Origin of the sequence: Asticcacaulis sp. AC466, assembly GCF_000495815.1 — a bacterium.
Classification (GTDB): Bacteria; Pseudomonadota; Alphaproteobacteria; order Caulobacterales; family Caulobacteraceae; genus Asticcacaulis.
On sequence record NZ_AWGE01000008.1, the window covers coordinates 24,909 to 50,937 of the forward strand.

The following is a 26,029-nucleotide window of genomic DNA, read 5'->3' on the forward strand; positions in this document are numbered from 1 at the left end:
TCCCTGGAGGCCTTCGGTGTCGCTTCATATGGCGCGATTGTAAACCGAGAAATGCTACATCGATACGGCAGGGGACCTATACAGGCCCATACTTCGGGCGAAAGCGCGCCGCCCGCCCTTGACCTTGGTGGGCGATGATGGCCTCATCGCCGTATGAAGTATATGGCGGGCATGACGCGGATATTGGTGATGGTGTGGCTTTGCCTGGCGTCGGGCGTGGCCGCGGCACAGCCATCTTCGTGCCAGACCGGCAAGGCCGTCATGTTTGCCGGGTTGAACTGGGAAAGCGGTGAATTCCTCACGGCCGTGTTGCGCGAAATCCTGGAACGCGGCTACGACTGCAAGACCGATTCCCTGCCCGGCAACACCGTCACCCTGGAACAGGCCCTGGCGAATGACGATGTCCAGATCATCGCCGAGGAATGGGTCAGCCGCAGCGACACCTGGAAACGGGCCGCCGACGCCGGGACCGTGCGCGCCGTTGGTCATCCATTCGTCGGCGCGACCGAGGGCTGGTATGTGCCGGATTACCTGGTGGCGGGCGAAACCGCACCGGCGGCGGGCCTGCGCGACGTTGCGCAACTGTCCCAACCCCGCTATGTCGCCCTGTTCCGCGACCCCGAACAACCGACTAAGGGTCGATTTCTAAACTGCCCCTCGGGCTGGACGTGCGAAGGCGTCAACAGCGCCAAATTGCGCGCCTACGGCCTGGATGGTCATTATGTCGATTTTCGCCCCGGCACCGGACCGGCCATGGATGCGGCCATCGTTGCGGCCTACGCGCAGAAACGGCCGCTCCTTTTTTATTATTGGTCCCCCAGCGCGATTGCCGGAAAATTCAATCTGGTCCGGTTGCATGAGCCGCCCTATTCCGAACGCTGCTGGTCGGCCCTGACCAGCAAGAGTGGTAAGCTGGCTGGCGGGTGTGCCGCGCCGGAAGCCGATATCGCCTATGGCGTATCCGCCGCCTTTGCTGAAAAGTCACCGGATGTGGTGGCCCTGCTGACGCGCGCGACGGTGCCGCTCGACATCCTCAACGCTAATCTGGTCGCGATTTCTGCCAAGACCGCCGATCCGCGCCAGCAAGCGGTGATTTTCCTCAGGTCGCATCCTGAGGTCTGGCACAGCTGGGTAGATGCACCGACCGCGCAACGCATCGATGCGGGGCTGGGGCTCACCGCCGTGACAGCGAAATCGAACTTTCCTCAGGGGCTGACCGTGTCCATCCGCCAACCAGTGAATGCGGCGGTTGATCGGCTGATAAAGGACCATGGCGGCGCCTTCCGGGTGGTGTCCGACCTGATGCTGAGCGTGGTGCTGGGCGTGGATGCGGTACTCGGGTGGCTGCCGTGGTGGCTGCTGATAGCCGTCGTGGCGGCATTGGCGTGGCTGGGGTCACGGCGGCTGTGGTTGACGGCTGTGGTGGCCGTGCTGTTGTTCGGCATCGGCGTGCTGGGCTTGTGGGACCTCATGACGCAAACCCTTAGCCTGATGATCATCGCCTGTGTCATCGGTCTGATCATCGGTGTGCCCGCCGGTATAGCCGTCGCCAAGTCGCGCACGTTTCGCGCCATCGCCATGCCCGTGCTTGACGTCATGCAGACCATGCCTGGCTTCGTCTATCTCATTCCTGCGCTTATGCTGTTCGGGCTGGGCAAGGTGCCTGCCATTCTGGCGACGGTGGTTTTCTGTCTGCCGCCGATGGTCCGCCTGACCGCGCTCGGCATCGAACAGGTCGACCGTGAGATACGCGAAGCCGGTGAGGCTTTCGGCCTGACACAGTGGCAAATGTTGCGCAGCATAGATTTGCCGCTGGCCCGTCCTGCGATCATGGCCGGTCTTAACCAGATGATCATGCTGGCCCTGTCCATGGTGGTTGTGGCCTCCATGATTGGCGCGCGGGGATTGGGCGAGCAGGTGCTGAACGGCATACAGACGCTCGACGTCGGTCAGGGGCTGGAAGCCGGCATAGGCATCGTCATCCTGGCCTTCGTGCTCGACCGCGTGACCCAGGGTTTCGGGAAGGCGGGCAAATGAAAATCGCCGTGCGCACCATCAGCAAGGTGTTTGGCAAACGCGATCAGGCGGCGTTGGCCATGGCGCGCGACGGTGCGACCAAGGCGGATATACTGGCGCGGACGGGCTGTACCCTGGCCTTGCGCGACATTACCCTGGATATTCCGTCCGGTGGCATCTTTGTCCTTATGGGACTATCGGGATCGGGCAAATCGACACTTGTGCGGCATCTCAATCGTCTGATCGAACCGTCGGCAGGGCAGGTTCTGTTCGACGGCCGCGACATACTGGCGCTCGATCCGCCGTCTTTGAGGACGTTTCGCCGGCACACAGTGAGCATGGTGTTTCAGGGCTTCGGCCTGCTGCCCCATCTGTCTGTGCGCGATAATGTCGCCTTCGGGCTGATTGCGCGCGGGGAGCCGAAGGCCGAAGCGCTCGCCAAGGCAGCGCACTGGATCGCTACGGTCGCGCTCGATGGTTATGAAAATGCCCTGCCATCGGTCTTGTCCGGCGGTATGAAGCAGCGTGTGGGACTGGCGCGGGCGCTGGCGACGGATACGGATGTGATTCTGATGGACGAAGCCTTCAGCGCGCTCGACCCTCTGATCCGCGCCGAGATGCAGGACTTGCTGCAAGGTTTGCAGGCGCGGCTGGCCAGGACTATCGTCTTCGTTACGCACGATCTGGCCGAGGCGACGCGCCTGGGTGACACCATCGCCATCATGAAGGATGGCGAAGTCGTTCAGGTCGGCGCACCGGCGGATATCCTGAATGCACCCGCCGACGACTATGTCGCGCGCTTCGTGACAGCGCAAACGCGCGCACTGCGCTGAGCCATTTCCGGTCAGGCCTTAAGGCTGAAGACGGCAAATTCCGGGGCTGGGCTGACCCACACCTGTTCGACCGTGAAACCGGCGTCGGCGGCCAGAGCGCCGAAGCTTTGACGGGTGAACTTGTGCGAATTTTCCGTGTGCAGGCGTTCACCTGCCTTGAAGGCAAAGGTGTGACCAGCGGCATGGACAATCTGGTCGACGCGGCTGACCAGATGCATTTCCATGCGCGCATATTCGGCATTCCAGATCGCCAGGTGGTCGAAGGCGTTGAGGTCGAAGGTGCCGGCGAGTTCTGCGTTAATCCGGCGCAGCACATTTTTGTTGAACTCGGCTGTGATGCCTGCCGCGTCGTTATAGGTCGCCACAAGAGTGGCCTCGTCCTTGACCATGTCGGCACCGACGATCAGGCGCGCATCGCTTCCCAGCATGGCGCGCATGTTGCGCAGCAATTGCCGGGCTTCCGGCACTGAGAAATTGCCGATGGTCGAGCCGGGAAAGAAGCCGACCAATGACCGACCGCGCAAGGCGCGCGGCAAGTCCAAAAGGGTGGTGAAGTCGCCAACCACGGGCGTTACGACAAGATTGGGATAGTCGCGGTTGAGGCGCAAGGTGGCCTGACGCAGGGCATCGTCGCTGATATCGATCGGGACATAGGCGGTGATTTGCGGCGCGGCGTCGAGCAACCGGCGGGTCTTGTCGCTGGCGCCGCTGCCAAATTCGACCAGCACCGCGTCGGCGGGTATGGCGGCGGTCAGCTCGGCCGCAATGTCGGCCAGCAAGGCGGATTCCGTGCGCGTCGGGTAATATTCCGGCGTGCGGCAGATGGCTTCGAACAGCTCCGATCCGGTCGCGTCGTAGAAATATTTCGGCGACAAGGATTTTTGCCGTGCCGATAATCCCGCCACGACATCTGACGCAAAGGTGGCCTCGTCCCTATCCGTGGCGGCCACACCGGCGTGAAGGTCGCGGGCCAGGCGCACGCCTGACCGCATCCAGCGTTGTTCCGGCCGGAAAAAGTTGCGGTAGGAGGGGCGCGCGTGTCCGGGCGGGGTGAAGGCGCAGCCGCCGCGCAACACCATTTGGCCGCTCATGAACTTGCCATTATATTCGCCGACCGCGCCGCTACCGGGCGTAAAGCCGGGATAGGGCAGGTAGGCGCTGGCCGTCCATTGCCAGGCGACCGTGTCGACCTGTTCCAATGCGCCGTCGCTGGCGGCGGCCTCCCATTCGGCTTCGGTCGGCAGACGCGCGCCGGACCAGCGGGCGAAGGCGTCGGCTTCATAAAAACTGACATGGGTGACGGGTGTATCCGGCATGACCGGGACGGCGCCGCCCAAGGTCATCTCGCGCCAGCCCTCCGACGTGGCGTGCCAATAGGCGGGCGCTTGCCATCCGTTTGTCTGCACCTGGGTCCAGCCGTCGGACAACCACAGGTCAGGCCGCGCGTATCCGCCGTCAGCCATGAAGGCCAGCCAATCGCCGTTGGTCACCAGGCGGTCGCTGATTTCGAACGGTTGCAGCCAGACCTTGTGGCGCGGCGTCTCATTGTCGAAGGCGAAGCCGCAGCCACTGTGGCCTATGTCGACCAGGCCGCCGGGACGCAACTGGAAACGTCCGGCGCGTCCGCTGTCGTCGCCGGGCCAATCGGGGGCTGCGGCCGGGCGCAGGGGCGACTGGCTGAACAGGTGCAAAATATCCATCAGCAACAATTCCTGATGCTGCTCTTCGTGCGCGAGGCCAAGCCGCAAAAAATCAATCGTTGATTCGTTGATGTCCCCGGCCAGAAGCGCGTGCATATGGGTATCGACATGACGACGATAGGCCAGGATGTCGTCCAGCGGTGGCCGGGTCAGCAGGCCGCGTTGCGCGCGCGGCTGGCGTGGGCCGAGCGCTTCGTAATAGGAGTTGAACAGGAAAGCATAGTCGGGATCGAAGGCCTTGTAATGCGGCTGTCCGTTCAACAGGAAGGTCTCAAAAAACCAGGTGGTGTGGGCCAGGTGCCATTTGGCCGGACTGGCGTCAGGCATGGACTGCACCACCATGTCTTCCGGCGACAGAGGCGCCACCAGATCAAGGGTACGGGCGCGCAGCGTGAGATAGAGATCAAGCAGGCTGTCCTGCGGTGCGGCGCGCATCTGGCCGGGCATCTGGCATGGGGCGGTGTTCATGACGACTGACTTTCGTGGTCCGGACGTTTGTGGGTATGCGGTCTGGGTACGCGGGCAGGGCAGATCAGCGCTCGACGAGGGCGTCGATGCGATCGGGATAGAAGGCCAGGTATCCGGCGATGTCACTGACACTGGGGTAAGGGTGTTCATAGGACCAGACGGCATTGACCGCCTTGTCGCCGCCGGCGGGAATACTGAAATAGCTGCAATCGCCTTTGTAAGGGCAGTAGGTGGTATGATCGGTTCCGGTCAGTTGCGACATGTCGGTGTCTGCGCGCGGGATGTAGATCACCGCCGGGTAGCTGGCCTCTTGAAGATTCAGCGCCCGATCTGTTTCGGCGATGACCCGGCCGGCGACGGTGACCGTTACATGGTGGCCGTTCGGCGTAATCGTGATGGGATGATCGGCGCTAGGAATTTTTACAGGCTTGTCGCTCATGTCGCGTCTCCGATGGCATCTGGTGGATGCATTATCGGTCATCGGGAAATAAAAATTCCAGCCGGACTATAAAGGAATTGCCGCCCGTCGCCTCAGATGACCGCAATAGCATATATACAGCCGTCCTGCCCAATTCTGACAGCAGCCATATGAGGCACTGTCCAGACGCAACACATAGGGCATCGGGGGGCATCGGGATATCGTTCCTATGTCGTGGCCGATATCCCTTGCTCAGTCAGTCGCGCTATTGCGCGCCCGCATAGGTCCAGGTGACGCGGTCATGCAGGTCCTTGCCGGCAAAGGCTTCGACGACATTTTCCCCGTCACGCAGATCGATATCCCAAGTCGCGATATGGTCGGTTACGGGTTTGGCGCCGAGGGGTTGGCCGTTTAACGACAGGCGTACCTCGTCCATGTTGGAATAGACCTTCACCGTAACGTGCCGCACGCGCTTATTGGTGTCGCGCGGGCTGGTGATATGGATCATCCGCTTTTCCGCCCAGTTGGCCTGGTACCAGTAGTAGGCGTCCTTCTTCGTCTTGCGGTCTTCGGTGATCAGCCCCTTGTCGTTGATGGCCGGGCGATCGCCTTCGTTGCGACGGAAAGACGGGAAATCGATAGCCACCCAGATGAAGTTCGACCACAGATAGGGGCGGCTTTTCAGGATGTTCCAGTTGGCTTCGTGATACAGGGCCTGATACTGCTCGGGGTGCCAATAGGCCTGGGGGATGACGGCCTTGGGCGGGTCTTCCTGATGCAGGATGCTGGCGCCGGCGCCGTATTCGCTGACCCCGAAAATGCGATCTGGATATTTGGCATGCAGTTCGTCGGCCCATTTGCCCATATCGGCGAAGCTGTTGCCGTACCAGCCGAAATACCGGTTGTAGGAGGTGACATCGCTGTGATTGGCGACGGCATCGTCATCGGCCAGGCAGCAATGGGCATAGACGGTGAGGCGCGACGGGTCCATCTCCTTGGCGGTCGATTGCAGGGCGGCCAGTACCGGATTGGGATCGGGCTCGAGATGGCGGATTTCATTGCCCAGGCCCCACAGGGCGACCGAGGGATGGTTATAGTTTTGCGCGATCAGTTCGCGCATCTGCTGCACGGCATTATCCTGGAAGGCCTGGCCGGCGCTGATTTCGTCGACCAGGGGCGCCTCGGTGGTGATAAGTATGCCCATGCGGTCGGCGTCGTCATAGACACGCTGCGGGTGCTGCATATGCGCCAGCCGCAACGCCGTGACACCCATCTCGTTCATCAGGGTCATGTCTTCGTCGATATCGGCGTCGCTGACGGCAGTGCCGCGTCCCTTGCGCACCGGTTGCTGCATGTTGGCGCCATAGACGGCATAGGGCTGGCCATTGAGCAGGAAGCCCTTGTCGCGGGTCACGGTCACGGTGCGGATGCCTAGCGGCACGGTGACGCTGTCGTCACCGGCATCGACCACGACGGTGTAGAGGTATGGATCCTTGCGGCCGGCCCAAAGACGGGGGCGATTGACCTTTAGCGCCTGTTCGACCGTCTCGCGGCTGGCGGGGGCCAATGTCCGGGCGGTGGTAGCGGTGGCCACGGTTTTGCCGTCAGCATCGACGATGCGGATGCGAACCTGCACCTTGGCCGCTTTCGCGGTTTCATTGCGCAGCAAAACGCGGGCGGAGATATCCGCCTTCGCCGTGGAGATCGCCTTGGTCGTGACGTAGACGCCCGGGCCGCCGTGGTCCATCAGGTCGATATGGACGCCACCGGTCGTGATCAGGGACACATTGCGATATAGGCCGCCGAATATGTTGAAATCGCCGGTCAGCGGCGCGATCTGCGGCACGCGGCTATTGTCGACGCGGACCGCAATCAGGTTGTCGCCCGCCTTGAGCGCCTGGGTGATATCGAAGCGAAACCGGGCATAGCCGCCTTCGTGGTGGCCGACGTTCTCGCCGTTGACATAGACGTCGGTGGTGAGCGCGGCGCCATCGAATTGCAGGACGTAATGCTTGCCCGCTTCGGGTGTCAGGGTGAGCTGATGGCGATACCAGGCCGGACCGCGATAATAGACGCCTTCCGGCTCGCCGCGCGATTTGTCGCCGCCCTGATTGGCGTCGCCGGCATTGAAGGTGTGGGGCAGGTTGACCGGCTGCCAGCTATTGGCGTGAAAGTCCACCTGGCTGGCGGCCGGCACGTCTTCCTTGATGAACAGCCAGTTGGCGTTGAGCGACCTCTGTTCGCTGGCAGCGGCGGGCAGTGCCAGCAGGGCTAGGCCGAGGATAAGGGCGAAGGGTTTCATGAAGCGTTTCCTCTTCTTGTGTTTCAGGCCGCGACGCGGACGAGGCGCACGGCCATCCACGGCTTGCCGGGCAGGGTGATGACGGGGCGGGCGGGGTCGTTGAAATCGTAGGCGTCCTTTTTGGCCAGGGTGAACGCACCATCGACCGGGGTCACGGTCATGTTCCAGGTGTCGATAATGTCAGCGCGGAATTTTTCCCCGCCGGTCAGTCCGTTTTTCGGCAGGCTTAGCGGCCACTGCGTCGGCGTTTCTTCGCCGAAATAGCGCAGATAATACTGGCCTTCCTGACCGCCGAGGTGACGTTCCCACCATTTGTCGATCGGGTCGATCCCGCTACCGGGACCTTCGGCCATGATCTGTTTCAGGAAGGCGATGCGACGCCAGCTTTGGCCCAGCAGCGTGCCGCCCTGACCGAGCCACGAATGGTCAGGCCCGCTCTTGTCGGCGGTGAAGGTTTCGGAATGGCCGACATAGGTGCCGCCGATCAGGCCGTGCCAGAACCGCATCAGCAGCTGTTCGCCGCTCAGATTGCCCCAGCGTGCCGCGATATCGCCTTCGTAGCACACTTCGTCGAAGACGACCGGCTTCTCCCAGACGCTGCGATAGGTTTCCGCCGTGCGGTCATCAAGAACGGCTGAGCCGTTCTGGACGCTGGAATGGGTTATCCAGGGCTTGCGATTGTCATAAAGGATCTTGAGATTGTGGATCGAGCGCAGGCGGTCGTGGGCGTCTTCGGACTGGATCAGCCGGAACAGGTGGTCGATATCATCGGTCGTTTTGGTCTTGATCAGGTCGAATTCGTTGGCGAACGACCACCAGACATTGCGGTAGGCGGACAGTCGGGCGATCAGGTAGCGCAGATAGCGTTCGTCCTGGGCGCGGGTCATGTCGGAAAAGCCGCGCTTGGCGTCATAGGGCTGGTAGATGATGATGTCGGCTTCGACGCCGATGGCCAGCAGGCGGGCGACGCGGTCTTCGAACCGGCGGAAATAGGCCGGATTGAAGCGGGTCCAGTCCCAATCTTTATCCCCTGTCCCCAGCTTTTCGAAGGGGTAGATGGCTTCGGCGGCGACATTGGGGAATACGCACATGCGGATCTTGTTGAAGGGCGAAGCGGCCAGGGTCGCCAGGGTCTGGTCGCAGCGGGCGTCGGATTGTTGCGCCCACGAATAGCAGGTGGTGCCGATAGGGGCGTAGGGGGTGCCATCGGCATAGGCGAAATGGTAGCCATGCGCCACGCGGACGGGGCCGTGATTGTCGCGCGACGGTGGGACGGCGTCGAAGGCGCCGGTCTGGTCATTCAGCGCCGGCGCATTGCTGACGGTCTTCCAGCGCCAGGTGCCTATGTCCGGCGGGCTGAAGCGAATCCGGTAGACGCCGCCACCATCGTAAAACCCGCCGACCCGCATCACGGACCGGCCATTGGTGAAATCCGCCGCGATATCAACATCGATGAACGGGTTGCCGGTATCGGGACCGGTAAAGGTCAGTTCATGACAGCCCCAGCGCTCGGTAACCGGTGTCTTGGCGGCGGGCTTTACCGGCCAGGCATCCGCGGCGGTGAAGACGCCAGCGGACAAGCCCGCCAGGGCGGCGGCGGACAGCAGGCTGCGGCGAGAGAGTGTCATCTGGCATTTCCTCGTTTTTATAATACGTATTATGTTTTCACAAAGCGCCACGCCGCGCAAGTGTTTCCGGCATACGATTTTTCGGCACACGATGATGTCAGGGCTGCTCGGTCAGGCTGTAGATGCGCTCCATTTCCAGCCAGGTCGATCCTTCAGGCCCGAAGGGTAGGGGCTTCTGAAAGGTGCGCATCAGGGCGTCCCATGCCTGCACATCCGGGTTGTCGGCATCGCGCGCGGCCTTGGCGACGGGGTCGAACCTGTCCCCCTGGTCCATGATGAGGACCATCCGATCCCCGACCAGGTAGATTTCCAGGTCGCGGATGTCGTCAGCGCGAATGGCGGCGGTAACGGCAGGCGGGGGCGCTCCGGCGGCGTGCCAGGCCCTGTAGCGCGCAATGCCTTCGGCATGGATGTCAACGGCGAAGACTTTACGAACCATGGGGTTTCATTCCGGGATGTTTTCCTTGAAAATCGCCTGGACCCGTATCGGCAGATAGGCCTTCAGCGTTTCGCCGCGCACGGTTCGCGCCAACTGGTCCACGGCGTCACGCGCTTCGACGTGCGGGTTCTGGTCGATGACCGCATCCATCGTGCCGGATAACAGGAAACGCCGCGTGTGGTCGGTCAGCTCATGGCCGATAAAGACGATCTGTTGGGCGCGGCCGCTTTCTTCCAGAGCCCGGGCAATGCCGCGGTTGCCGGCACCGATGTTGTAAATGCCGGCCAGGTCGGGATATTCGTGCAGCAGGGCGCGGGCTTCGGTATAGGCGGCCTCGTCGTCGTCATGCACTTCGCGCAGTTCGACGACGGACAGGTTGGCGTAGGATTCGCGCAGGATATGCCGGAAACCCATCTCGCGTTCTTCGTGGCCGCGATAGGACAAGGAGCCTGCGAACAGGGCCAGCTTGGCCGGCGCGCGGGGCAGGAGCCGCCCCAGCAGATAGCCGCTCAGGCGGCCGGCGGCGCGGTTATCTATCCCGATATAGCCTTCGCGCGGCACATTGGAGATGTCCGAAATCAGGGTGAAGACCACGGTTCCGGCATTGCGCAACTGACGCAGCGCTTCGCGCACGACCGGATGATCCAGGGCGATGACGCCCACGCCGGTTGACTGTCCGGCCAGCTTCAAAAGTGCATCGGCCAGGGCGTAGGGATCGAAACCTTCGATGAAGTGGAGGCGTAGGTCGATGTCGCCGCGATCCGCGCTGACCTCTTCCAGCGATCGCGCCAAATTCTGCATGAAGGTGTTGGTGCCGTTTGGCAGAATGAAATCCAGCGTGACGGGGGCGCGGCTGATCGAAGTTTCACCGGGTTGGCTGATATAGCCAAGCCGGGCCGCGGTCTGGATAACGATGTCGCGAGTGCGGTCGCGCACGCCGGGGCGCTTGTTCAGGACCCGGTCCACGGTCGCGGTGGAAACGCCCGCCTGCCTGGCGATATCGATCAAGGTGGCACGTGTTACGGCCATTCGGCGCTCTCCCTGTATGGCCGCAGACCGTGGCGATGAGTCTTGCGGCTTTTGACATCAAAATACATCGGACGGGCGTGCCGAAGTCAAGCGGTTTTATAGGCTGGCAGCGTGGGTAGGCTTTGGGGTCGGTATAGGTATGAATATATATAATTGAATTTACTTGGATAAATTCACCGCTATGCGACGGCGAGAAAGAAATTACACATATGATGTATGATGATGCATTGACATCAAGTCCGATCGGTATATGACTGGTCACCATCAAAAAAAGTCGCGTACAGGGATTGGGACCAGCGAATGGCTGAACTTTTCAAGCGAACCTACACGCGCCGCGATCTGGCGGCGCATACCGGGCAATTGTCGCAATTCGCGGGGGTGCGCCTGATGACCCTGGGTGACGGTATTGAACGCGGCGTGCGCTTGCTCGAATTTCGTACCGGATCCGGATTGCGCTTCACGGTTTTGATCGATCGTGCCATGGACATTGCCGACTGCGACCATAATGGCCGTGCGGTCGGCTGGCATTCGCCGTCGGGCTTCCGTCATCCGGGTCTGCACGACTATGAAGGCGAGGGCGGCCTGGGCTGGTTCCGTTCCTTTTCGGGGCTCATGGTTACCTGCGGCCTGGATCACATTCTGTTCATGGATGAGGATAACGCGGACCACTATGTCTACGGACCGCGCAAGAGTGTGAAATCGTCTTTGCATGGCCGCGTCGGCACCATTCCGGCTCGACTGACCGGCTATGGCGAGCACTGGGACGGTGACGTTTGCACCTTGTGGGCCGAAGGGGTGGTCCAGCAATCGACGGTGTTCGGCGAAGACCTGCACCTGATCCGCCGCATCGAGGCGACCGTCGGCAGCGATGAAATTCGTCTGCATGACCGCGTCGTCAATCACGGCTTTTACCGCACGCCGCACATGTACTGCTACCACATCAATGTCGGCCATCCGGTCCTGGCCGAAGGGGCGCGCTATGTCGCGCCGGTTCGCGACGTTGTCTGGGCGTCCCATGCCGGTGACGATTACCGCAAGCAGGCCGTGGGCTATCGCACGCTTCCCGCGCCGCAGATGAATTTTCACGAGCAGGTCTGGCAGCACGACATGCAGGCCGATGCCGATGGCCGGGTCACTGTCGCCCTGGTCAACGAAGCCATCGGTTTCGGTTTCGAGGTCGAAGTGCTGAAGTCGCAGTTTCCGGCCATGTACGAATGGCAGAACCTTCAGGCCGGTCATTATGCCCTGGGTATAGAGCCGTCCTCGAACCACGTCTTTGGCAAGCCGTTCGCCAAGGCGCGCGATGAACTGATCTGGCTCGAGCATGGCGATGAGCGGCGCTATGACAGTGTCTTCCGCATCCTGCCCGATGAGAGGGCCATCGCCGACGCCGTTGCGCGCATCGAAGCGGTGGCGGTTCAACCTGCCGATGACTATCCGGCGCCGTCGGGACACTTCCCGCCGATCGGGGAGCGTTGATATGTCGATAAAGAATACAATGGCGGGTAAGGTCGTGCTCTATACGGGTGCGGCGGGCGGACTGGGTCTGGGGACCACCTTGCGGTTTCTCGAACGCGGCGCCACCGTCGTAGCGGTCGATCACGACGAGACGAAGATTGCGGCCTTAAGCGCCGAGGCGGACAAGGTCGGCAGTGGGCGGCTACTGGTGACGCAATCAGACATGTCTGACCTGACCGGCTTTCGCGCCGACCTGAGGGCCAGCCTGAAGGAAACGGGCGGCTTCGACATCGTCATCAACAACGCCGCCATCTATCCGTCCAAGCCATTCGAAGAGTTCACGGTCGAAGACCATCAGCGCGTGCAATGCGTCAATGTCGATGCCGGTATCGTGGCCGTTCAGGAGTCGCTGCCCGGTATGAAGGCCAAGGGTTTTGGGCGCATCATCAATATCGCCTCCATCACATTGTCGGGCGCATGGCCGAACATCTATCCCTATGTCGCATCAAAGGGCGCGCTGATTGGGCTGACCCATGCCTGGGCGCGGGAATTCGGCGCGTGGGGCATCACGGTCAACGCCATCTCCCCCGGCGCGTTTCCGACCGATGCCGAGGCCATCAATCCCGATCCCGAAGGCTATAATCGGCATGTGCTGGCGCAGCAGTCGATCAAGCGCCGCGGCCATGTCGGCGACATCGCCAATGCCATAGCCTTCCTCGCTGCCGAGGACACGGGCTTCATCACCGGCCAGACGCTGAACGTCAACGGCGGCTGGGTGATGCACTGACTTTCAAGCAAGGAATGAAATCACCATGGGTATCTTAAGCGGCATTCGCGTCCTGGACTGTTCCATCGCCATGGCCGGGCCGTTCGCGGCGCAGCGCCTGGGCGACATGGGCGCCGACGTTATCAAGGTCGAGCCGACGACCGGCGAATGGCAACGCCACGCGCCGGCGGGCGGGGCGTGGGGCAATGAGATAAACGTTTCCTTCCTGTCGCTCAACCGCAACAAGCGGTCCCTGGCCGTCGATCTGAAGTCGGCAGAAGGCAAGGCCTTGCTGCTGGAAATGGTCAAGACCGCCGATGTCTTCCTGCAAAATTACCGGCCCGGCGTCGCCGCCCGCCTGGGGGTCGATTACGAAACCTTATCGGCCATTAATCCGAAGCTGATCTATGTCTCCATGTCGGGCTATGGCGAGGACGGACCCTACAAGAACTATCCGGGCCAGGATTTGCTGCTGCAATCCATGTCCGGTGCCATGATGTCGGCCGGTTCAAAGGACGCACCGCCATCGCCGGCGGGCCAGTATCTGGTTGACGCCATCACTGCCTATACCGCGTTCGAAGGAGCCTTGGCGGCGTTATTCCACCGTGAGCGGACGGGTGAGGGGCAGAAGGTCGAAGTCAATATGCTTGACGCCATCACGACCATCCAGATGCAAGAGCTGTCCGTCTTCACCGTTGGCCACAAGCCGCAGACCCGTTCGGTCGAGCCGCACGCGCACAGCTATATCCGCGCGCCCTACGGTGTCTTCAAGACCAAGGACAGCTACATCACCATTGCCATGGCCAATCTGAAAACGCTCGGCAAACTGATCGAAGAACCCTTCTTCGCCAATCTGGAAGACCAGACGGATTCGTGGACATACCGCGATGAAATCTACGCCATGACGCGGATCAAGCTCGAAGGGAAAACAACTCAGGAATGGCTCGACCTGTTCCGCCCGGTCGATATCTGGTGCGGTCCGGTCTACGGCTATGCCGATCTGGTCGAAGACCCGCAGATCAAGCACAATGGCACCTTCGTCGAATATGACCACCCGACCGAAGGCCACGTCAAGACACCGGGCTTCCCGATCAAGTTTTCCAAGACGCCGTCTACCATCGGCCGGGGCGCGCCGCGTGTCGGCGAACATAGCCGGGAAATCCTGGCCTCGCTCGGCAAGTCGGAAGTGGAGATCGACGCCATCCTGGCCAGTGGCGCGGTGAAGCAGGCCGATGTCTGACACGGTTGCGTATCGCGGGCTGACCTGGGATCATCCGCGCGGCTTTACTGCGCTGGACGCGGCGGCCCGGGCTCGCCCTGAGCTTGGCCTGTCGTGGGCCGTGCATTCTCTGGAAGGGTTTGAAACCCATCCCATCGCCGACCTGTGTGATCGCTACGACCTGGTCGTTCTGGACCATCCGCATGTCGGCGAGGCGGTAGAGGGCCAATGCCTGTTGCCGCTGGAAGACCTGTTTTCGGCGCATGAGATCGAAGGGTGGCGGCGCGACTGCATCGGGCCGTCCCTGGCCAGTTACAATTTCGCCGGCCGGCAATGGGCGCTGCCGCTGGATGCGGCAACCCAGGTCATGGCCTGCCACCCGTCCGTCAGGGACATTCCCCGGACCTGGGACGACGTGCTGGCCTTCGACGGGCCCGTCGCTTTGTCGCTGGCCGGGCCGCACGCCGCCTTGAGCTTTCAATCGATCTGCGCGGCCCTGGGTGAACGCCCGGCCACGGTGGACCCCGATATCTTCATCAGCCTGCAAACAGGCCTGGCCGCCTTCGACCTGATGCAGCGTCTGAAGGACGCGTCGCCGCTCAGTGTGCGCGACCTCAATCCGATCGGCATTCTTCAGCACATGGTCGATCATGACGATGTGGCCCTGTGTCCGCTGATCTACGGTTACGTCAATTACGCCAACCGCCTGACCTTCGCCAATGCGCCGCGCGGAAATGTCGAGACGGGGGGCGGCATTGGCTCGACGCTTGGCGGCACGGGGATTGGCATTTCGAGACGCTGCCGGATGACGCCGCAACTGCTGGATCATCTGCGCTGGTTGATGTCGCCACAGGCGCAGGTGGATTTCATTCCCGCCCATGAGGGGCAGCCGTCCTTGCGTGCCGCCTGGCGCGACGCCGGCGTAAATGCCCGGTGGGGCGGGTTCTACGCCAACACCTTCGATACGCTGGAGGCGGCCTATGTGCGCCCGCGCCACAACCGCGCCATTGCCTTCCAAACGGAAGCCTCGGCGCGCTTGCGTGCCGCCCTCTTCGATCACGGCGATCCGGCCGCCCTGCTGAACGACCTGCAAACCGCCTATGCCCGCACCCGTGTCCCTGGTACCGAGAGATAACATGACGTCTGACCTGATCTTCGACTTCGATGGCGCAGTCGCCATCATCACCATCAACCGTCCGGCCAAGCTCAATTCAATGACGCCGGACATGGCCCATGCCCTGGAAGCCGCGGTGGCGCACTGCAATGCGTCTGACACTATCCGCTGCGTTATCGTGACCGGCGCCGGCGATCGCGCCTTTTGCGCCGGGTCGGACATCCGCACGCTGGACGACTACGCCACGCCGTGGGATTTCCGCAATCGCGGCGACTATTGCGATGCCATCCGCCTGTGCTTGAAACCCACCATAGCAGCGGTCAACGGCTATGCCTTCGGCGGTGGGCTGGAAACGGCAATGAGCTGCGATATCCGCATCGCGTCGTCCAACGCGCAATTCGCCGCGCCGGAGATCAAGCTCGGGTGGATCGGCGGCGGTGGCATGGCGGCGGGACTGGTCCATTCGATCGGGGCCTCAAACGCTTCGCTGATGATCCTGACCGGCGATGCCATCACGGCGCAGAAGGCGGAGCAATGGGGGCTGGTCAGCGAGGTCTGTGAGCCGGCGGACCTGATGGCCCGTGCGCGGGCCATCGCCGACACCATCGCGTCGCGGGCGCCGATCGCCGCCGAAACCGGCAAACTCAATTTGCGTGCAGCCCATACCATGCCGTATGAGAAGGCGGTCGAATACGAGCGCGACCTGCAAACCATCTGCTTCGCTACCGATGACGCGAAGGAAGGCCGCGCGGCCTTTAAGGACAAGCGCTCGCCCGTATTCAACAGACGCTGATACTATAAAAGGACACACTGCCTATGACCCTGCCTAAAATCCTGATCACCCGTCCGTGGCCCAAGGGCGCTCAGGCCTATATGCAGGCGAAATACGATGTGACCGTCAATGACAGCGGTGTGCCGCTCACTCATGACCAACTCATCCAAGCCATGTCTGACTATGACTGCGTCTGTTCGTCCCTCGGCGACCCGATGGACGCGGCGGTTTTCGCCGTGCCCAATGCGCGTGCCCGCATGATTGGTCACTATGGCGCCGGCTATGAAAATATCGATGTCGCCGCCGCCAAGGCCGCAGGCATCACGGTGTCCAACACGCCCGATGTCCTGACCGACGCCACGGCCGACATCGCCCTTATGCTGATGCTGATGACCTCGCGCCGCGCGTCGGAAGGTGAGCGTCAGTTGCGCGCCGGCCAGTGGAAGGGATGGGGGACGACCGCCCTGATGGGGCAGTCGCTCGAGGGCAAGACGCTGGGGCTGGTCGGCTTCGGCCGCATCGCCCAGGCGACAGCGGAAAAGGCAGCGCGCGCGCTTGGCATGAAGATCGCCTATTACAGCCGCCGACAAGCGCCGGCGGAGGCGGAAGCGGCACTCGATGCGCGCTATGTCCCGTCACTCGACGGTCTGGCCGCGGTGGCCGATGTCCTGTCCCTGCATACGCCTGGCGGCGCGGAGACCCGGCATATGGTCGATGCGCGCCTGCTTGGCCTGATGAAGCCGACGGCCATCCTGATCAATACGGCGCGCGGCTCGGTGGTCAAGGAAGACGACCTGGCCGAGGCGCTCAAGGCCGGAACGATATGGGCGGCCGGTCTCGATGTTTACGAACATGAGCCCGACGTGCATCCCGCCCTTTTGCCCCTGAACAATGCTGTCCTGCTGCCGCATCTCGGCAGCGCCACGGTCGAAACGCGCGAAGCCATGGGGATGCGGGCCGCCACCAATGTCGATCTCTTCTTCGCGGGGGAGCCCGTTCGTGACCGCGTCGCTTGAGACGGTCGCGGCGCATCTCGCCCGGTGGCGACGTGAGGCGGACGGTCCGTTTGTCCTTGGCATCTGTGGCGCGCAAGGGTCAGGCAAATCCACCCTGGCCGAAGGCTTGCGCGATCGTCTAACAGCGGACGGTGTAAACGTTGCCCTGCTGTCGCTGGACGACCTGTACCTGCCGCGTGAGGCGCGACCGGTGCAGGTGTCAAAGCTGTTCGCCACGCGTGGCGTGCCGGGCACCCATGATGTCGCCCTGGGCGAGCGGACGATCAAGCGCCTGATTTCCGGCCTGCCGACACGTTTGCCGCGGTTTGACAAGGCGACAGATGCGCCGGTGCCTGAAACACAATGGCCCGAAGTGACGGCACCCGATGTCTTGATTTTCGAAGGTTGGTGCGTCGGTGCGCGCCCGCAACCGGAGGCGGCCCTGTGCGATCCGGTCAACGGTCTGGAGCGCGAGGATGACGGCACGTGGCGGCAAGCGGTCAATGCGGCCTTGCACGGGCCCTACGCCACCTTGTTTGCCCATATCGACCGGCTGGTTTTGCTGGCCGCGCCCGATTTCAGCGTTGTACGCGACTGGCGGATCGAACAGGAGCAGGCCCTGCGCCAACGCCTGGCGGCCGAAGGCCGGTCGGGGAGCCGCGTCATGAGCGATGACGAGATCGGCCGCTTTATCCAGTATTATCAGCGGCTGACGCAACATATCCTTGACACCATGCCCGCCTATGCCGATTTGACCCTGCGGCTTGACCGCGCGCGACACCTCGTCTGATATCTTCAAGGACCCTTTGTCATGATTATTTCCGCCGCCACCGATTATCGCGAAGCCGCCCGCCGCAAGCTGCCGCGCTTTCTGTTCGATTATCTCGACGGCGGGTCCTATGCGGAAATGACTCTGCGCAACAATGTCTCCGACCTGTCGTCTCTGGCCCTGCGTCAGCGGGTCCTGCGCAATGTGGCCGACCTGTCGCTGGAAACCGAGCTGTTCGGAGAAAAGATGGCCATGCCGGTGGCCCTGGCACCGGTCGGGCTGGGCGGCATGTATGCCCGGCGTGGTGAAGTGCAGGTGGCGAAGGCGGCGAAAAAGGCCAAAGTGCCCTATATCATCTCCACCGTCTCCTTGTGCCCGCTCGAGGAGATCGTCGAAAAATCGGGCTGCGACATCTGGTTTCAGCTCTATGTGCTAAAGGATCGCGGCTTCATGCGCCATGCCCTGGAACGGGCGCAGGCGCTGGGGGTTACCAAGCTGGTTTTCACGGTCGACATGCCGGTGCCGGGCGCGCGCTACCGCGACCGACATTCGGGCATGAGCGGCGATTTTGGCCCGGTGCGCCGTATCGTACAGGCGATGCTGAAACCCGGCTGGGCGTGGGATGTCGGGGTCAAAGGCACGCCGCACGACCTGGGCAATGTCTCGAAATATCTCGGCAAGGCGACGGGGCTGGAAGACTATATCGGCTGGTTGGGGGCCAACTTCGATCCGAGCATTTCGTGGAAGGATCTGGAATGGATCCGCGATGTCTGGAAGGGCCCGATGATCATCAAGGGCATACTCGATCCGGACGATGCCCGCGACGCGGTGCGGTTCGGGGCGGACGGTATTGTTGTATCGAACCACGGTGGGCGGCAACTGGACGGGGCCTTGTCAACCTGCAAGGCCTTGCCGGCTATTGCGGACGCGGTCGGGGATCAACTGACCGTTCTGGCCGATTCCGGTATCCGGACCGGTCTGGACGTGGTGCGTATGCTGGCCCTCGGGGCGAAGGGCGTGCTGCTGGGCCGGGCCTATATCTATGCCCTGGCCACCCATGGCGAGGCCGGGGTGACCAACCTGCTGGGCCTGATCGAAAAGGAAATGCGCACGGCTATGGCCCTGACCGGCGTCAAGTCCATTGCCGAAATCGACCGGTCCCTGCTGGCTGAGGTTCGATAAGGGCTATTTCCGGACGCCTGCCTGATCGATGACGGTTTGCGCTGCGTCGGGCCAGTCCTTGTCAGGGACAAGGTGGTCGTCGGTGATCAGGTTCCCGGAGTCGGCGATCCAGCGCCCGCCGATACGGTTGCTGTCATGGAAATTGCCGGTGGCGGTATTCTGTGTCGTGATGCCGCGCGTGTACTGGCGGCCCACCGTATTGGCATTGAGCCAGCGGCCGCGCGTTTCAATAACGTTGTTGGTGACGGTGATGAATTTCGAACCTTCGTCGAGATAGATGCCGATGGCTTCGCCGATGCCGAAGACATGGTTGTCACGGATCACCGCGCCAGGATTGGCCGACAGATTGTAGATGGCGCCGCCATCCTTGTACCAGCTTTTGACGCCATGCACCCGGTTGCCGGCCACCAGCGTGTTGCGCAGGGTAGTTGGCGTATCGTAGGCGGTGTTGGTTTCATAGCCTTTTTGATTGTCGCGATAGTTGGGATTGCCGCCGGCGTCGTTATAGCCCCAGCCCCAGCCAATATCGATGGCGTCGTAAGGCGCTTCGGAAATGTCATTATGGGTGATCTGCGCCCCGTCGATATAGGTGGTCAGGATGGCGGCGCCTTCTTTGTAGTCCTGGCTAACGTTGCTGATGACATTGTTGTCTATAACGATCCGGGCATTGATCAGGCGCGGATCGGAGGGGTGGTGCGCGTCGGCACGGACACCGCCGGCCATGACCGCGCCGCCCGACAGGCCGGTGAAGCGATTGCCGGTAACGGTGATGTCCTGCGCGGCCAGTCCCGCACCGCTGAGGTTGGCGGTGTCGTCATTGCCGATGCCGAGACCGATCTGGCCCAGTTGCGAAAACTGATTATTTTCAAAGCGAATATGCCGAGCGGCCGCGACCTGGACGGCGGCGGGCATTTGGTGCCACCTCTGGCGCATGGCTTCGAATTCCGGGCAGCCCCAGCCGCAGGTCTTGTAGGCGTCCGCCGGTCGCTTGGTGGCCACGTCCTTCAGGTAGGCGGCGCTTTGCTGGCTGGCGTAGCCGGTGGGCGCGGAGGGACCGGTCCATGACGAATAGGAGAAGCGCAGGCCCTTGAAGGTCAGGTTGCGCACCGGCGCGTCCAGCGTACCGGAAATGCTGACCAGGGTTTCCAGGCGCGGCAGGGTAACGGTCAAGGCCTTGATGTCCGCATCCTCGGCGATACGGACGTACAGCTTGCCCGCCTCGGGGTCTATAAACCACTGATAGGGATTGGAATGCCACTGGTTGGTCACGCCAAACAGCTCCGGCGCATTGACCAGGAACAGGCGGGAATCGTCGGGGAAGATCGGCGAGGAGAGGGTGTCGTAGCCCCAGGTGTTATTGTCCCATGATGGTTGCTGCATGGTGACGGTCTTGCCGTCGATGCTTTTCACCGGCGCGTAGCGGTCGGTGAAGAAGCCGGTCATTTCCATTTCCAGACGCGACGGATGCTTGATATCGGCAATATAGGCCAGGTCAGGATTTTTGATGACGAATCCGGTGGCGGTAAAATCGATATCGTGCGCCTTTATTTCAATCTTCGGGCGTTCGGCCAGCACGCCGTCGATCCAGAGCTGACGCGACTCCAGGCCCTTCGGGACATCGGCGACATAGACGAAGGTCTTGGCATCCACCAGCGTGAAACCGGTGACATTCATACCGCCCGACAGCATGGGTTTGGCCTTTGGCGTAGCCTGCCATGAGACCGTATGCGTGCCTTGGCCGCCGTCGGCGGCGGTGAAGACAAGGGGCGCGGTCAGGCTATAGACACCGTCGGCGAGACTGACGGTCACATCACGGGACGTATTGACTGCGCGCACCGCCGCCTGAGCACGCGGCAGGGTCTTGAAGGGGGCCTTGGCGCTGCCGTCGCCGTTGTCATTGCCGATGGGGGAGACATGAATTTGAACGGCGGTCGCCGTCTTGGCCTTGGTGCGGGCTAGAGAGGCAGCTGGGTGGAAGGCCAGGCAGGCAGCCAAGACAAGGAGTGGTGCGGCGCGGCTGGCATATGACATCTGGCATTCCCTAAAATTATATGATGTATTATGTTTTAGCCTATGGCACGCACGCCCTCAGGTCAATTGAAAAGGGCCTCCGGATCGCTCCGGAGGCCCTGATTGCTTTATAATTAGGCGGCGCCGACGGTCTGTTTCTGCGACCCCAGGCCCTCAATGCCCAGTTCCATGACATCGCCGACATTGAGATAGATCGGGTCCGGCTTCTGGCCGAGGCCGACGCCCGGCGGCGTGCCGGTCGAAATCACGTCGCCCGGATGCAGGCTCATGAACTGAGAGACATAGTGGACCAGGAAGGCGGGCTTGAAGACCATGGTGGCCGTCGATCCGTTCTGGAACCGCTTGCCGTTCACGTCCAACCACATCTTGAGATTGGTGACATCGCCGGCTTCGTCCTTTGTGACCAGCCACGGGCCGATGGGGCCAAAGGTGTCGCACCCCTTGCCCTTGTCCCAGGTGCCGCCGCGCTCCGTCTGGAAATTGCGTTCGGACACGTCATTGATGGTGCAGTAACCGGCAACATAATCGAGCGCCTCGGCTTCCGACACGTAGGACGCCTTTTTGCCGATAACGAGACCGAGTTCGACTTCCCAGTCGAGCTTGGTTGAACCGCGTGGCTTCAGCACTTCGTCGTTCGGGCCGATGATGGCGGATGTCGCCTTCATGAACAGGACGGGTTCATCGGGGACAGGCAGGTTGGATTCGGCGGCGTGGTCGGCATAGTTCAGGCCGATGCAGATAAACTTGCCCACCCGCGCGACGCACGGACCATAGCGCGAACCGGCCGGAGCCAGCGGCAGGTTGGCGGGGTCGATGGCGGCGATTTTGGCCAGGCCGGCGTCGGACAGGGTGTCGCCGGCGATGTCGTCAACCACGCCGGACAGGTCGCGGATCCGGCCATCGGCATCGAGCAGGCCGGGTTTTTCCGAGCCCGACGGGCCGAAGCGAAGCAATTTCATCTTGAATATCTTTCCCAGTGAAGGCGATTTTGACAGAGAGGGGCGTATTACAGCATCACGTCAAAAAAGTGGATGCCCCTTTTGAAAACAACTTGCCTATTTAAAACAGGCCGGCCATTCGCAGGCTGATTGGCGTTTAGCGTCAGTTCAACCAGCCGCCATCGATAATGTGCGCCTGACCGGTGGTGAACCGCGATTCGTCCGACGCAAGATAGACGGCAAAGGCCGCTAGTTCCTCGGGTGTGCCGAAACGGCCCTGAGGTTGGCGGGCCAGGAAGGCGGCGCGGCCTTTTTCGTAGTCGCCAGTGTCGCGCATCCTTTGTTGCAGGGACGGGGTTTCGATCGTGCCGGGACAGATGGCGTTGCAACGGATGCCGTGGGCGACATAATCGGCGGCGACCGACTTGGTCAGGCCGACCACGGCCGCCTTTGAGGCGCCGTAGGCGAGGCGGTTGGCAACGCCCTTGAACGCGGCGACGCTGGCCATATTGATGATAGAACCGTTCTGACGCGCCAGCATGCCGGGCAGAAAGGCCTTAATGGTGTGGAACATGGCCGTGACGTTGATATCAAAGCTGAACTGCCAGGCCGCGGCGTCGGTGGTCAATACCGTACCGGCGTGGACATAGCCGGCGCAGTTGTACAGAACGTCGACATCCGGGAATTCCTCAGCGAGCGCAGCAATGGCCGCTGGATCCGTGGCGTCAAGCTGGCGGCAGATTGCCCCCTCAAGGCCCGCCAGGGTTTCCAGCTTTACGTCGGTTGCGATAACCGTGGCCCCCTCGGCGATAAACGCTTCGGCGGCGGCGCGGCCCATGCCTTGTCCGGCGGCGGTGATAAAGGCGGTTTTGCCCGACAGGCGTCCCATGGCTTACTCCAAATATATCATATGTATTATGTTTTGGTTTAGCGGCGCACAGGTGCTGTGTCAATTGGATTTGCGGGCGAAAAACGGCGCGGACGGTCAAAAAAAGCCCGCAGAGTCCATAAGGACGCTGCGGGCCAAGAAACCTCTGTTTCCCAAAGCGGCCAACGGGTGAAGCCGCTTCGGGGACGCAACAGGAGGTGGAACCTCAAGATCGGGAGGAGAGTTGAGGCGGGGAAGAGCTAGTAGCGGAAGCGGACTCCGAAGGCGACGCGCTTGCCGGTGGTGCGGTATTCCTTGGTGCGGTCCGGTGTAACCGAGTAGATGAACTCGTTCTCGTCGGTCAGGTTGAGGCCGTCCAGGTAAACGCTGAAGTGGTCGTTGATGTCGTAGGACAGGCTGGCGTCCAACTGGCCGTAGGCATCGAAATATTCCGGCTCGCCGTTCCGGCCCGAAGCGACCTGCAGGAACTTGTCGCGCCAGGTGTAGGCGAGACGTGCCTGGATCGGACCCTTTTCATAAAAACCGATCAGGCTATAGCTGTACTTCGACAGGCCTTCCAGGCCGTAGGACACATTAGCCACGGTGTTGGTGTAGTTGGCGTTCGACTCTGCGTAGGTGAAGCTGGTCTGCACGCCCAAGCCGTCGAATGGCGCCGGCAAATTGCCGAAGACCTGGCGGTAGCCCAGTTCCATGCCCTTGACGACCGCGCCCTTGCCGTTGGTCGGTACGGTGACCTGGAAGGTGACCTGATCGACCTTTTGCGGCGTCGTCGTCAGGGTGACGAACGAGTCGATATTCTTGTAGAAGGCTGAGAAAGTAAGGGCCGACAACTTGTCGAAATACCATTCCAGCCCGCCTTCGATCTGCGAGGCACGGAACGGCTGAAGGTCTGGATTGCCACGCTTGATCGTTTCGTTGCCGGGATTGGTCTGGATGGACTGTTTCGGCGATAGGTCGGAAAGGGTCGGGCGGGTGATGACACGTGACGCCGAGAAGCGGGCGATCAGTTCGTCGGTCAGGTTGAGGCGAGCGTTCAGCGACGGCAGGATATCGGTGTACTTGCCTTCGAAGCTGACCGGCACGACGCCGGACACGGTGATGATGTTCTGGCCCGCCCCGTTAGGTACAGCGCTGAGCACGGTTTGCGACGCACCAGACGAGGTATATTTGGTGTCTTCGACACGGACACCGACATTGATCGCCAAGGGCATGTTGCCGAGATCGGCGCGGATGTCGCTCATCAGGTAGCCGATCAGGACCTTTTCATCGACGACCGAAGATCCGGCCGGATCGAAGCGGCCCGGGGCGAAGGCCTTGCCGTCTTGGGCGGCAAATTGGGCCACCTGCTGGATGACGGCCAGCGGATCGTAGGCCACCCAATCACGGATGATGTTGCCGCTATGGCTGGCGAAGAAATCCATGTTCGTGTTGGAGAACAGGGACTGCGGTAGGACACGGTCAGAACCGCAATAGGCGCATTGTTCGCCACCGGGCGTCGAGTTGGTGGTGATGGTCTTTGTGCGGTTTTCGCTGGCGATGCCGCCATACAGGGTGACATTGCCTTCTGGCGACCACTTGCCGTCGATCTTGAACTCGTTGGTTTCGTCGTCGATGTCCGAACCGCCGCCCCAGATATAGTAGTGGGCCGTGATGCCCTGCGGGTTGGTCGAGGCGTTGGAATAGTTCGGCGACGTGAAGCCGTAATCATAGATCGGGCTGCCTGAGCGACGATCGAACCACAGATCCATATTCTTGCGGCGGATGGTCGTGAAGTAGTCGTTCTCCTTGCCACGGCGTTCGGCCTTCGAGGTCGAGGCGTCGAAGCTCAGGGTCAGGGTGTCGGTTACCTTCCAGGCGGCGTTCAGGCCGACCATCGAGGTGGTGACATTGCGCGTATCGTGTTGCAGGATCTGATCGACCGTACCGCCGGTATAGCGTTGGTACACGGCTTCCTTGCCCTGGACGACCTGCTCCACCAGCGTGCCGCCGGAAAAGTCATAGGCGAGACCGGTCTGGTCTTCGGTGATTTTAGCCTTGGAATACAGGCTGTCGAGGGTCAGAGTCAGGTTTTCGACAGGCTTCCATTGGACCGAGGCGTTGAGGCCGGCCATGCTCTTCTTGCGCACGAAGAAGAAGGGCGACAGGTTGGACGGCATGGAAATCTTGCTGAACGGCGCCACGTTCGGGCCGACGCGGGCACCGACGACCCCGCCCGACGTATAGTAGCTGTCGGTCGATGAGCGGTAGACGTGACCGGCGCCAATGGTGAATTCATCGTCACGGACGGTCTGGTCCATGTAGGAGGCCGATAAGGCGACGCCCAGGGTGCGGTCGCGGTTGCGCCAGCTCATGACGGCCGAGGCTTCCGGGTTGTTGGTGTCGGCCAGTTCGGCATGGGAGGAACCGACGGAACCGGCCAGCATGAAGGTCTTGGTCTGATCGAGTGGGCGCAGGGTGCGGACATCGACCGTCGCGCCGATCGACGCGCCGTTGATGTTGGCCTGGGGCGACTTATAGACGTCGGCGCCGGCGATCAGTTCCGACGGCAGGACGTCGAAGGAGAATTCGCGGCCGTTATTGTCGGTGGCCAGCGTGCGGCCGTTGACAGTGACCGCATTGAACTTCGGTCCGAAGCCGCGCACCGAGATGTAGCGGCCTTCGCCGCGGTTGCGTTCGATGGTCACGCCGGGGATGCGTTGCAGCGATTCGGCGACGTTCTGGTCGGGTAGTTTGCCGAGGTCTTCGGCGGCAATCGAGTCGACCGAATTGATGGCGGCTTTCTTGATGTCGAGCGCCGCTTTGATGGAGCGTCGGATGCCGCGCACCGTGACGATGGTTTCATCGGCAGGCGCCGTCGCTGTGGTCTCCTGGGCGGCTGCGAAGCCGGGCGAAGACAATACGGCGGCGGACATGGCTGTGGCGGCCAATAAGAGCAATTTCCTGGACATGGTTTCCTTCCTTGATCGCCCCTTGTGGTCGGAGCTGATGAGGTAACACTATTGCAACATAATATGTGTGTCAAATTATCATCATATGTCCGACAATATGGATTTTGATTATGCC

The 26,029-nt window shown here is 61.7% G+C and carries 20 protein-coding genes; 10 read left to right on the forward strand and 10 right to left on the reverse strand.

Annotated elements, in window-relative coordinates:
• Positions 1 to 171: 171 nt before the first annotated feature.
• Together AEAC466_RS32250 and AEAC466_RS32255 are read left to right on the forward strand one after the other, a co-directional pair.
• Positions 172 to 2,037 carry a glycine betaine ABC transporter substrate-binding protein gene (locus AEAC466_RS32250; protein ID WP_031238615.1) on the forward strand — a complete coding sequence of 622 codons (1,866 nt, stop codon included), beginning with the start codon at positions 172 to 174 and terminating at the stop codon, positions 2,035 to 2,037.
• A complete protein-coding gene (locus tag AEAC466_RS32255) occupies positions 2,034 to 2,849 on the forward strand; it encodes a quaternary amine ABC transporter ATP-binding protein (protein ID WP_023457949.1) in 816 nt (271 codons plus the stop codon). The genes AEAC466_RS32250 and AEAC466_RS32255 overlap by 4 nt, the downstream gene beginning before the upstream one ends.
• A gap of 11 nt (positions 2,850 to 2,860) precedes the next feature.
• Here AEAC466_RS32255 and egtB read toward each other — a convergent pair whose 3' ends face one another.
• The 6 genes from egtB to AEAC466_RS32285 all read right to left on the reverse strand — a co-directional run bounded on the left by egtB (position 2,861) and on the right by AEAC466_RS32285 (position 10,833).
• Positions 2,861 to 5,017: an ergothioneine biosynthesis protein EgtB gene (egtB, locus tag AEAC466_RS32260; protein ID WP_023457950.1), complete on the reverse strand. Its 2,157-nt coding sequence runs from the start codon at positions 5,015 to 5,017 to the stop codon at positions 2,861 to 2,863.
• Positions 5,018 to 5,081: 64 nt separating this feature from the next.
• Positions 5,082 to 5,456, reverse strand: coding sequence for a DUF427 domain-containing protein (locus tag AEAC466_RS32265; protein ID WP_023457951.1), 375 nt, complete (start codon positions 5,454 to 5,456; stop codon positions 5,082 to 5,084).
• 244 nt (positions 5,457 to 5,700) lie between these two features.
• The gene (locus tag AEAC466_RS32270; RefSeq protein ID WP_023457952.1) at positions 5,701 to 7,737 is read right to left on the reverse strand and encodes a glycoside hydrolase family 2 protein; all 2,037 of its coding nucleotides are present in this window, start codon (positions 7,735 to 7,737) and stop codon (positions 5,701 to 5,703) included.
• A gap of 23 nt (positions 7,738 to 7,760) precedes the next feature.
• Complete coding sequence (locus AEAC466_RS32275) at positions 7,761 to 9,365, reverse strand: DUF5605 domain-containing protein (RefSeq protein ID WP_023457953.1); 1,605 nt, start codon at positions 9,363 to 9,365, stop codon at positions 7,761 to 7,763.
• Positions 9,366 to 9,462: 97 nt separating this feature from the next.
• Entirely contained in the window at positions 9,463 to 9,804 is a 342-nt protein-coding gene (locus AEAC466_RS32280; protein WP_023457954.1) for an L-rhamnose mutarotase, read from the reverse strand.
• A 6-nt stretch (positions 9,805 to 9,810) separates the two neighbouring features.
• Positions 9,811 to 10,833 (reverse strand): LacI family DNA-binding transcriptional regulator, encoded by a 1,023-nt coding sequence (locus AEAC466_RS32285; RefSeq protein WP_023457955.1) that lies wholly within the window; start codon positions 10,831 to 10,833, stop codon positions 9,811 to 9,813.
• A 300-nt stretch (positions 10,834 to 11,133) separates the two neighbouring features.
• Here AEAC466_RS32285 and AEAC466_RS32290 point away from each other — a divergent pair, with 300 nt between their 5' ends.
• From AEAC466_RS32290 to lldD, 8 genes are read left to right on the forward strand one after another with little or no spacing between them, the layout of a single operon-like run.
• On the forward strand, positions 11,134 to 12,312 hold the full coding sequence (locus AEAC466_RS32290) for an aldose 1-epimerase family protein (RefSeq protein ID WP_023457956.1): 1,179 nt from the start codon (positions 11,134 to 11,136) through the stop codon (positions 12,310 to 12,312).
• 1 nt (position 12,313) lies between these two features.
• Complete coding sequence (locus tag AEAC466_RS32295) at positions 12,314 to 13,078, forward strand: SDR family NAD(P)-dependent oxidoreductase (protein ID WP_031238622.1); 765 nt, start codon at positions 12,314 to 12,316, stop codon at positions 13,076 to 13,078.
• A 25-nt stretch (positions 13,079 to 13,103) separates the two neighbouring features.
• The gene (locus tag AEAC466_RS32300) at positions 13,104 to 14,297 is read left to right on the forward strand and encodes a CaiB/BaiF CoA transferase family protein (protein WP_023457958.1); all 1,194 of its coding nucleotides are present in this window, start codon (positions 13,104 to 13,106) and stop codon (positions 14,295 to 14,297) included.
• Complete coding sequence (locus AEAC466_RS32305) at positions 14,290 to 15,411, forward strand: hypothetical protein (RefSeq protein ID WP_023457959.1); 1,122 nt, start codon at positions 14,290 to 14,292, stop codon at positions 15,409 to 15,411. The genes AEAC466_RS32300 and AEAC466_RS32305 overlap by 8 nt, the downstream gene beginning before the upstream one ends.
• Before the next feature lies 1 nt (position 15,412).
• Complete coding sequence (locus AEAC466_RS32310) at positions 15,413 to 16,183, forward strand: enoyl-CoA hydratase/isomerase family protein (protein WP_023457960.1); 771 nt, start codon at positions 15,413 to 15,415, stop codon at positions 16,181 to 16,183.
• 23 nt (positions 16,184 to 16,206) lie between these two features.
• Positions 16,207 to 17,178 carry a 2-hydroxyacid dehydrogenase gene (locus AEAC466_RS32315; protein ID WP_023457961.1) on the forward strand — a complete coding sequence of 324 codons (972 nt, stop codon included), beginning with the start codon at positions 16,207 to 16,209 and terminating at the stop codon, positions 17,176 to 17,178.
• The gene (locus AEAC466_RS32320) at positions 17,162 to 17,947 is read left to right on the forward strand and encodes a hypothetical protein (RefSeq protein WP_023457962.1); all 786 of its coding nucleotides are present in this window, start codon (positions 17,162 to 17,164) and stop codon (positions 17,945 to 17,947) included. The genes AEAC466_RS32315 and AEAC466_RS32320 overlap by 17 nt, the downstream gene beginning before the upstream one ends.
• A 21-nt stretch (positions 17,948 to 17,968) precedes the next feature.
• Positions 17,969 to 19,108: an FMN-dependent L-lactate dehydrogenase LldD gene (gene lldD, locus AEAC466_RS32325; protein ID WP_023457963.1), complete on the forward strand. Its 1,140-nt coding sequence runs from the start codon at positions 17,969 to 17,971 to the stop codon at positions 19,106 to 19,108.
• Positions 19,109 to 19,111: 3 nt separating this feature from the next.
• Here lldD and AEAC466_RS32330 read toward each other — a convergent pair whose 3' ends face one another.
• The 4 genes from AEAC466_RS32330 to AEAC466_RS32345 all read right to left on the reverse strand — a co-directional run bounded on the left by AEAC466_RS32330 (position 19,112) and on the right by AEAC466_RS32345 (position 25,914).
• A complete protein-coding gene (locus AEAC466_RS32330) occupies positions 19,112 to 21,139 on the reverse strand; it encodes a right-handed parallel beta-helix repeat-containing protein (protein ID WP_023457964.1) in 2,028 nt (675 codons plus the stop codon).
• Positions 21,140 to 21,252: 113 nt separating this feature from the next.
• The gene (locus tag AEAC466_RS32335) at positions 21,253 to 22,098 is read right to left on the reverse strand and encodes a fumarylacetoacetate hydrolase family protein (RefSeq protein ID WP_023457965.1); all 846 of its coding nucleotides are present in this window, start codon (positions 22,096 to 22,098) and stop codon (positions 21,253 to 21,255) included.
• Between the two features lie 142 nt (positions 22,099 to 22,240).
• Entirely contained in the window at positions 22,241 to 22,966 is a 726-nt protein-coding gene (locus AEAC466_RS32340) for an SDR family oxidoreductase (protein ID WP_023457966.1), read from the reverse strand.
• Positions 22,967 to 23,205: 239 nt separating this feature from the next.
• On the reverse strand, positions 23,206 to 25,914 hold the full coding sequence (locus AEAC466_RS32345) for a TonB-dependent receptor (RefSeq protein WP_235074250.1): 2,709 nt from the start codon (positions 25,912 to 25,914) through the stop codon (positions 23,206 to 23,208).
• Positions 25,915 to 26,029 lie beyond the last annotated feature (115 nt).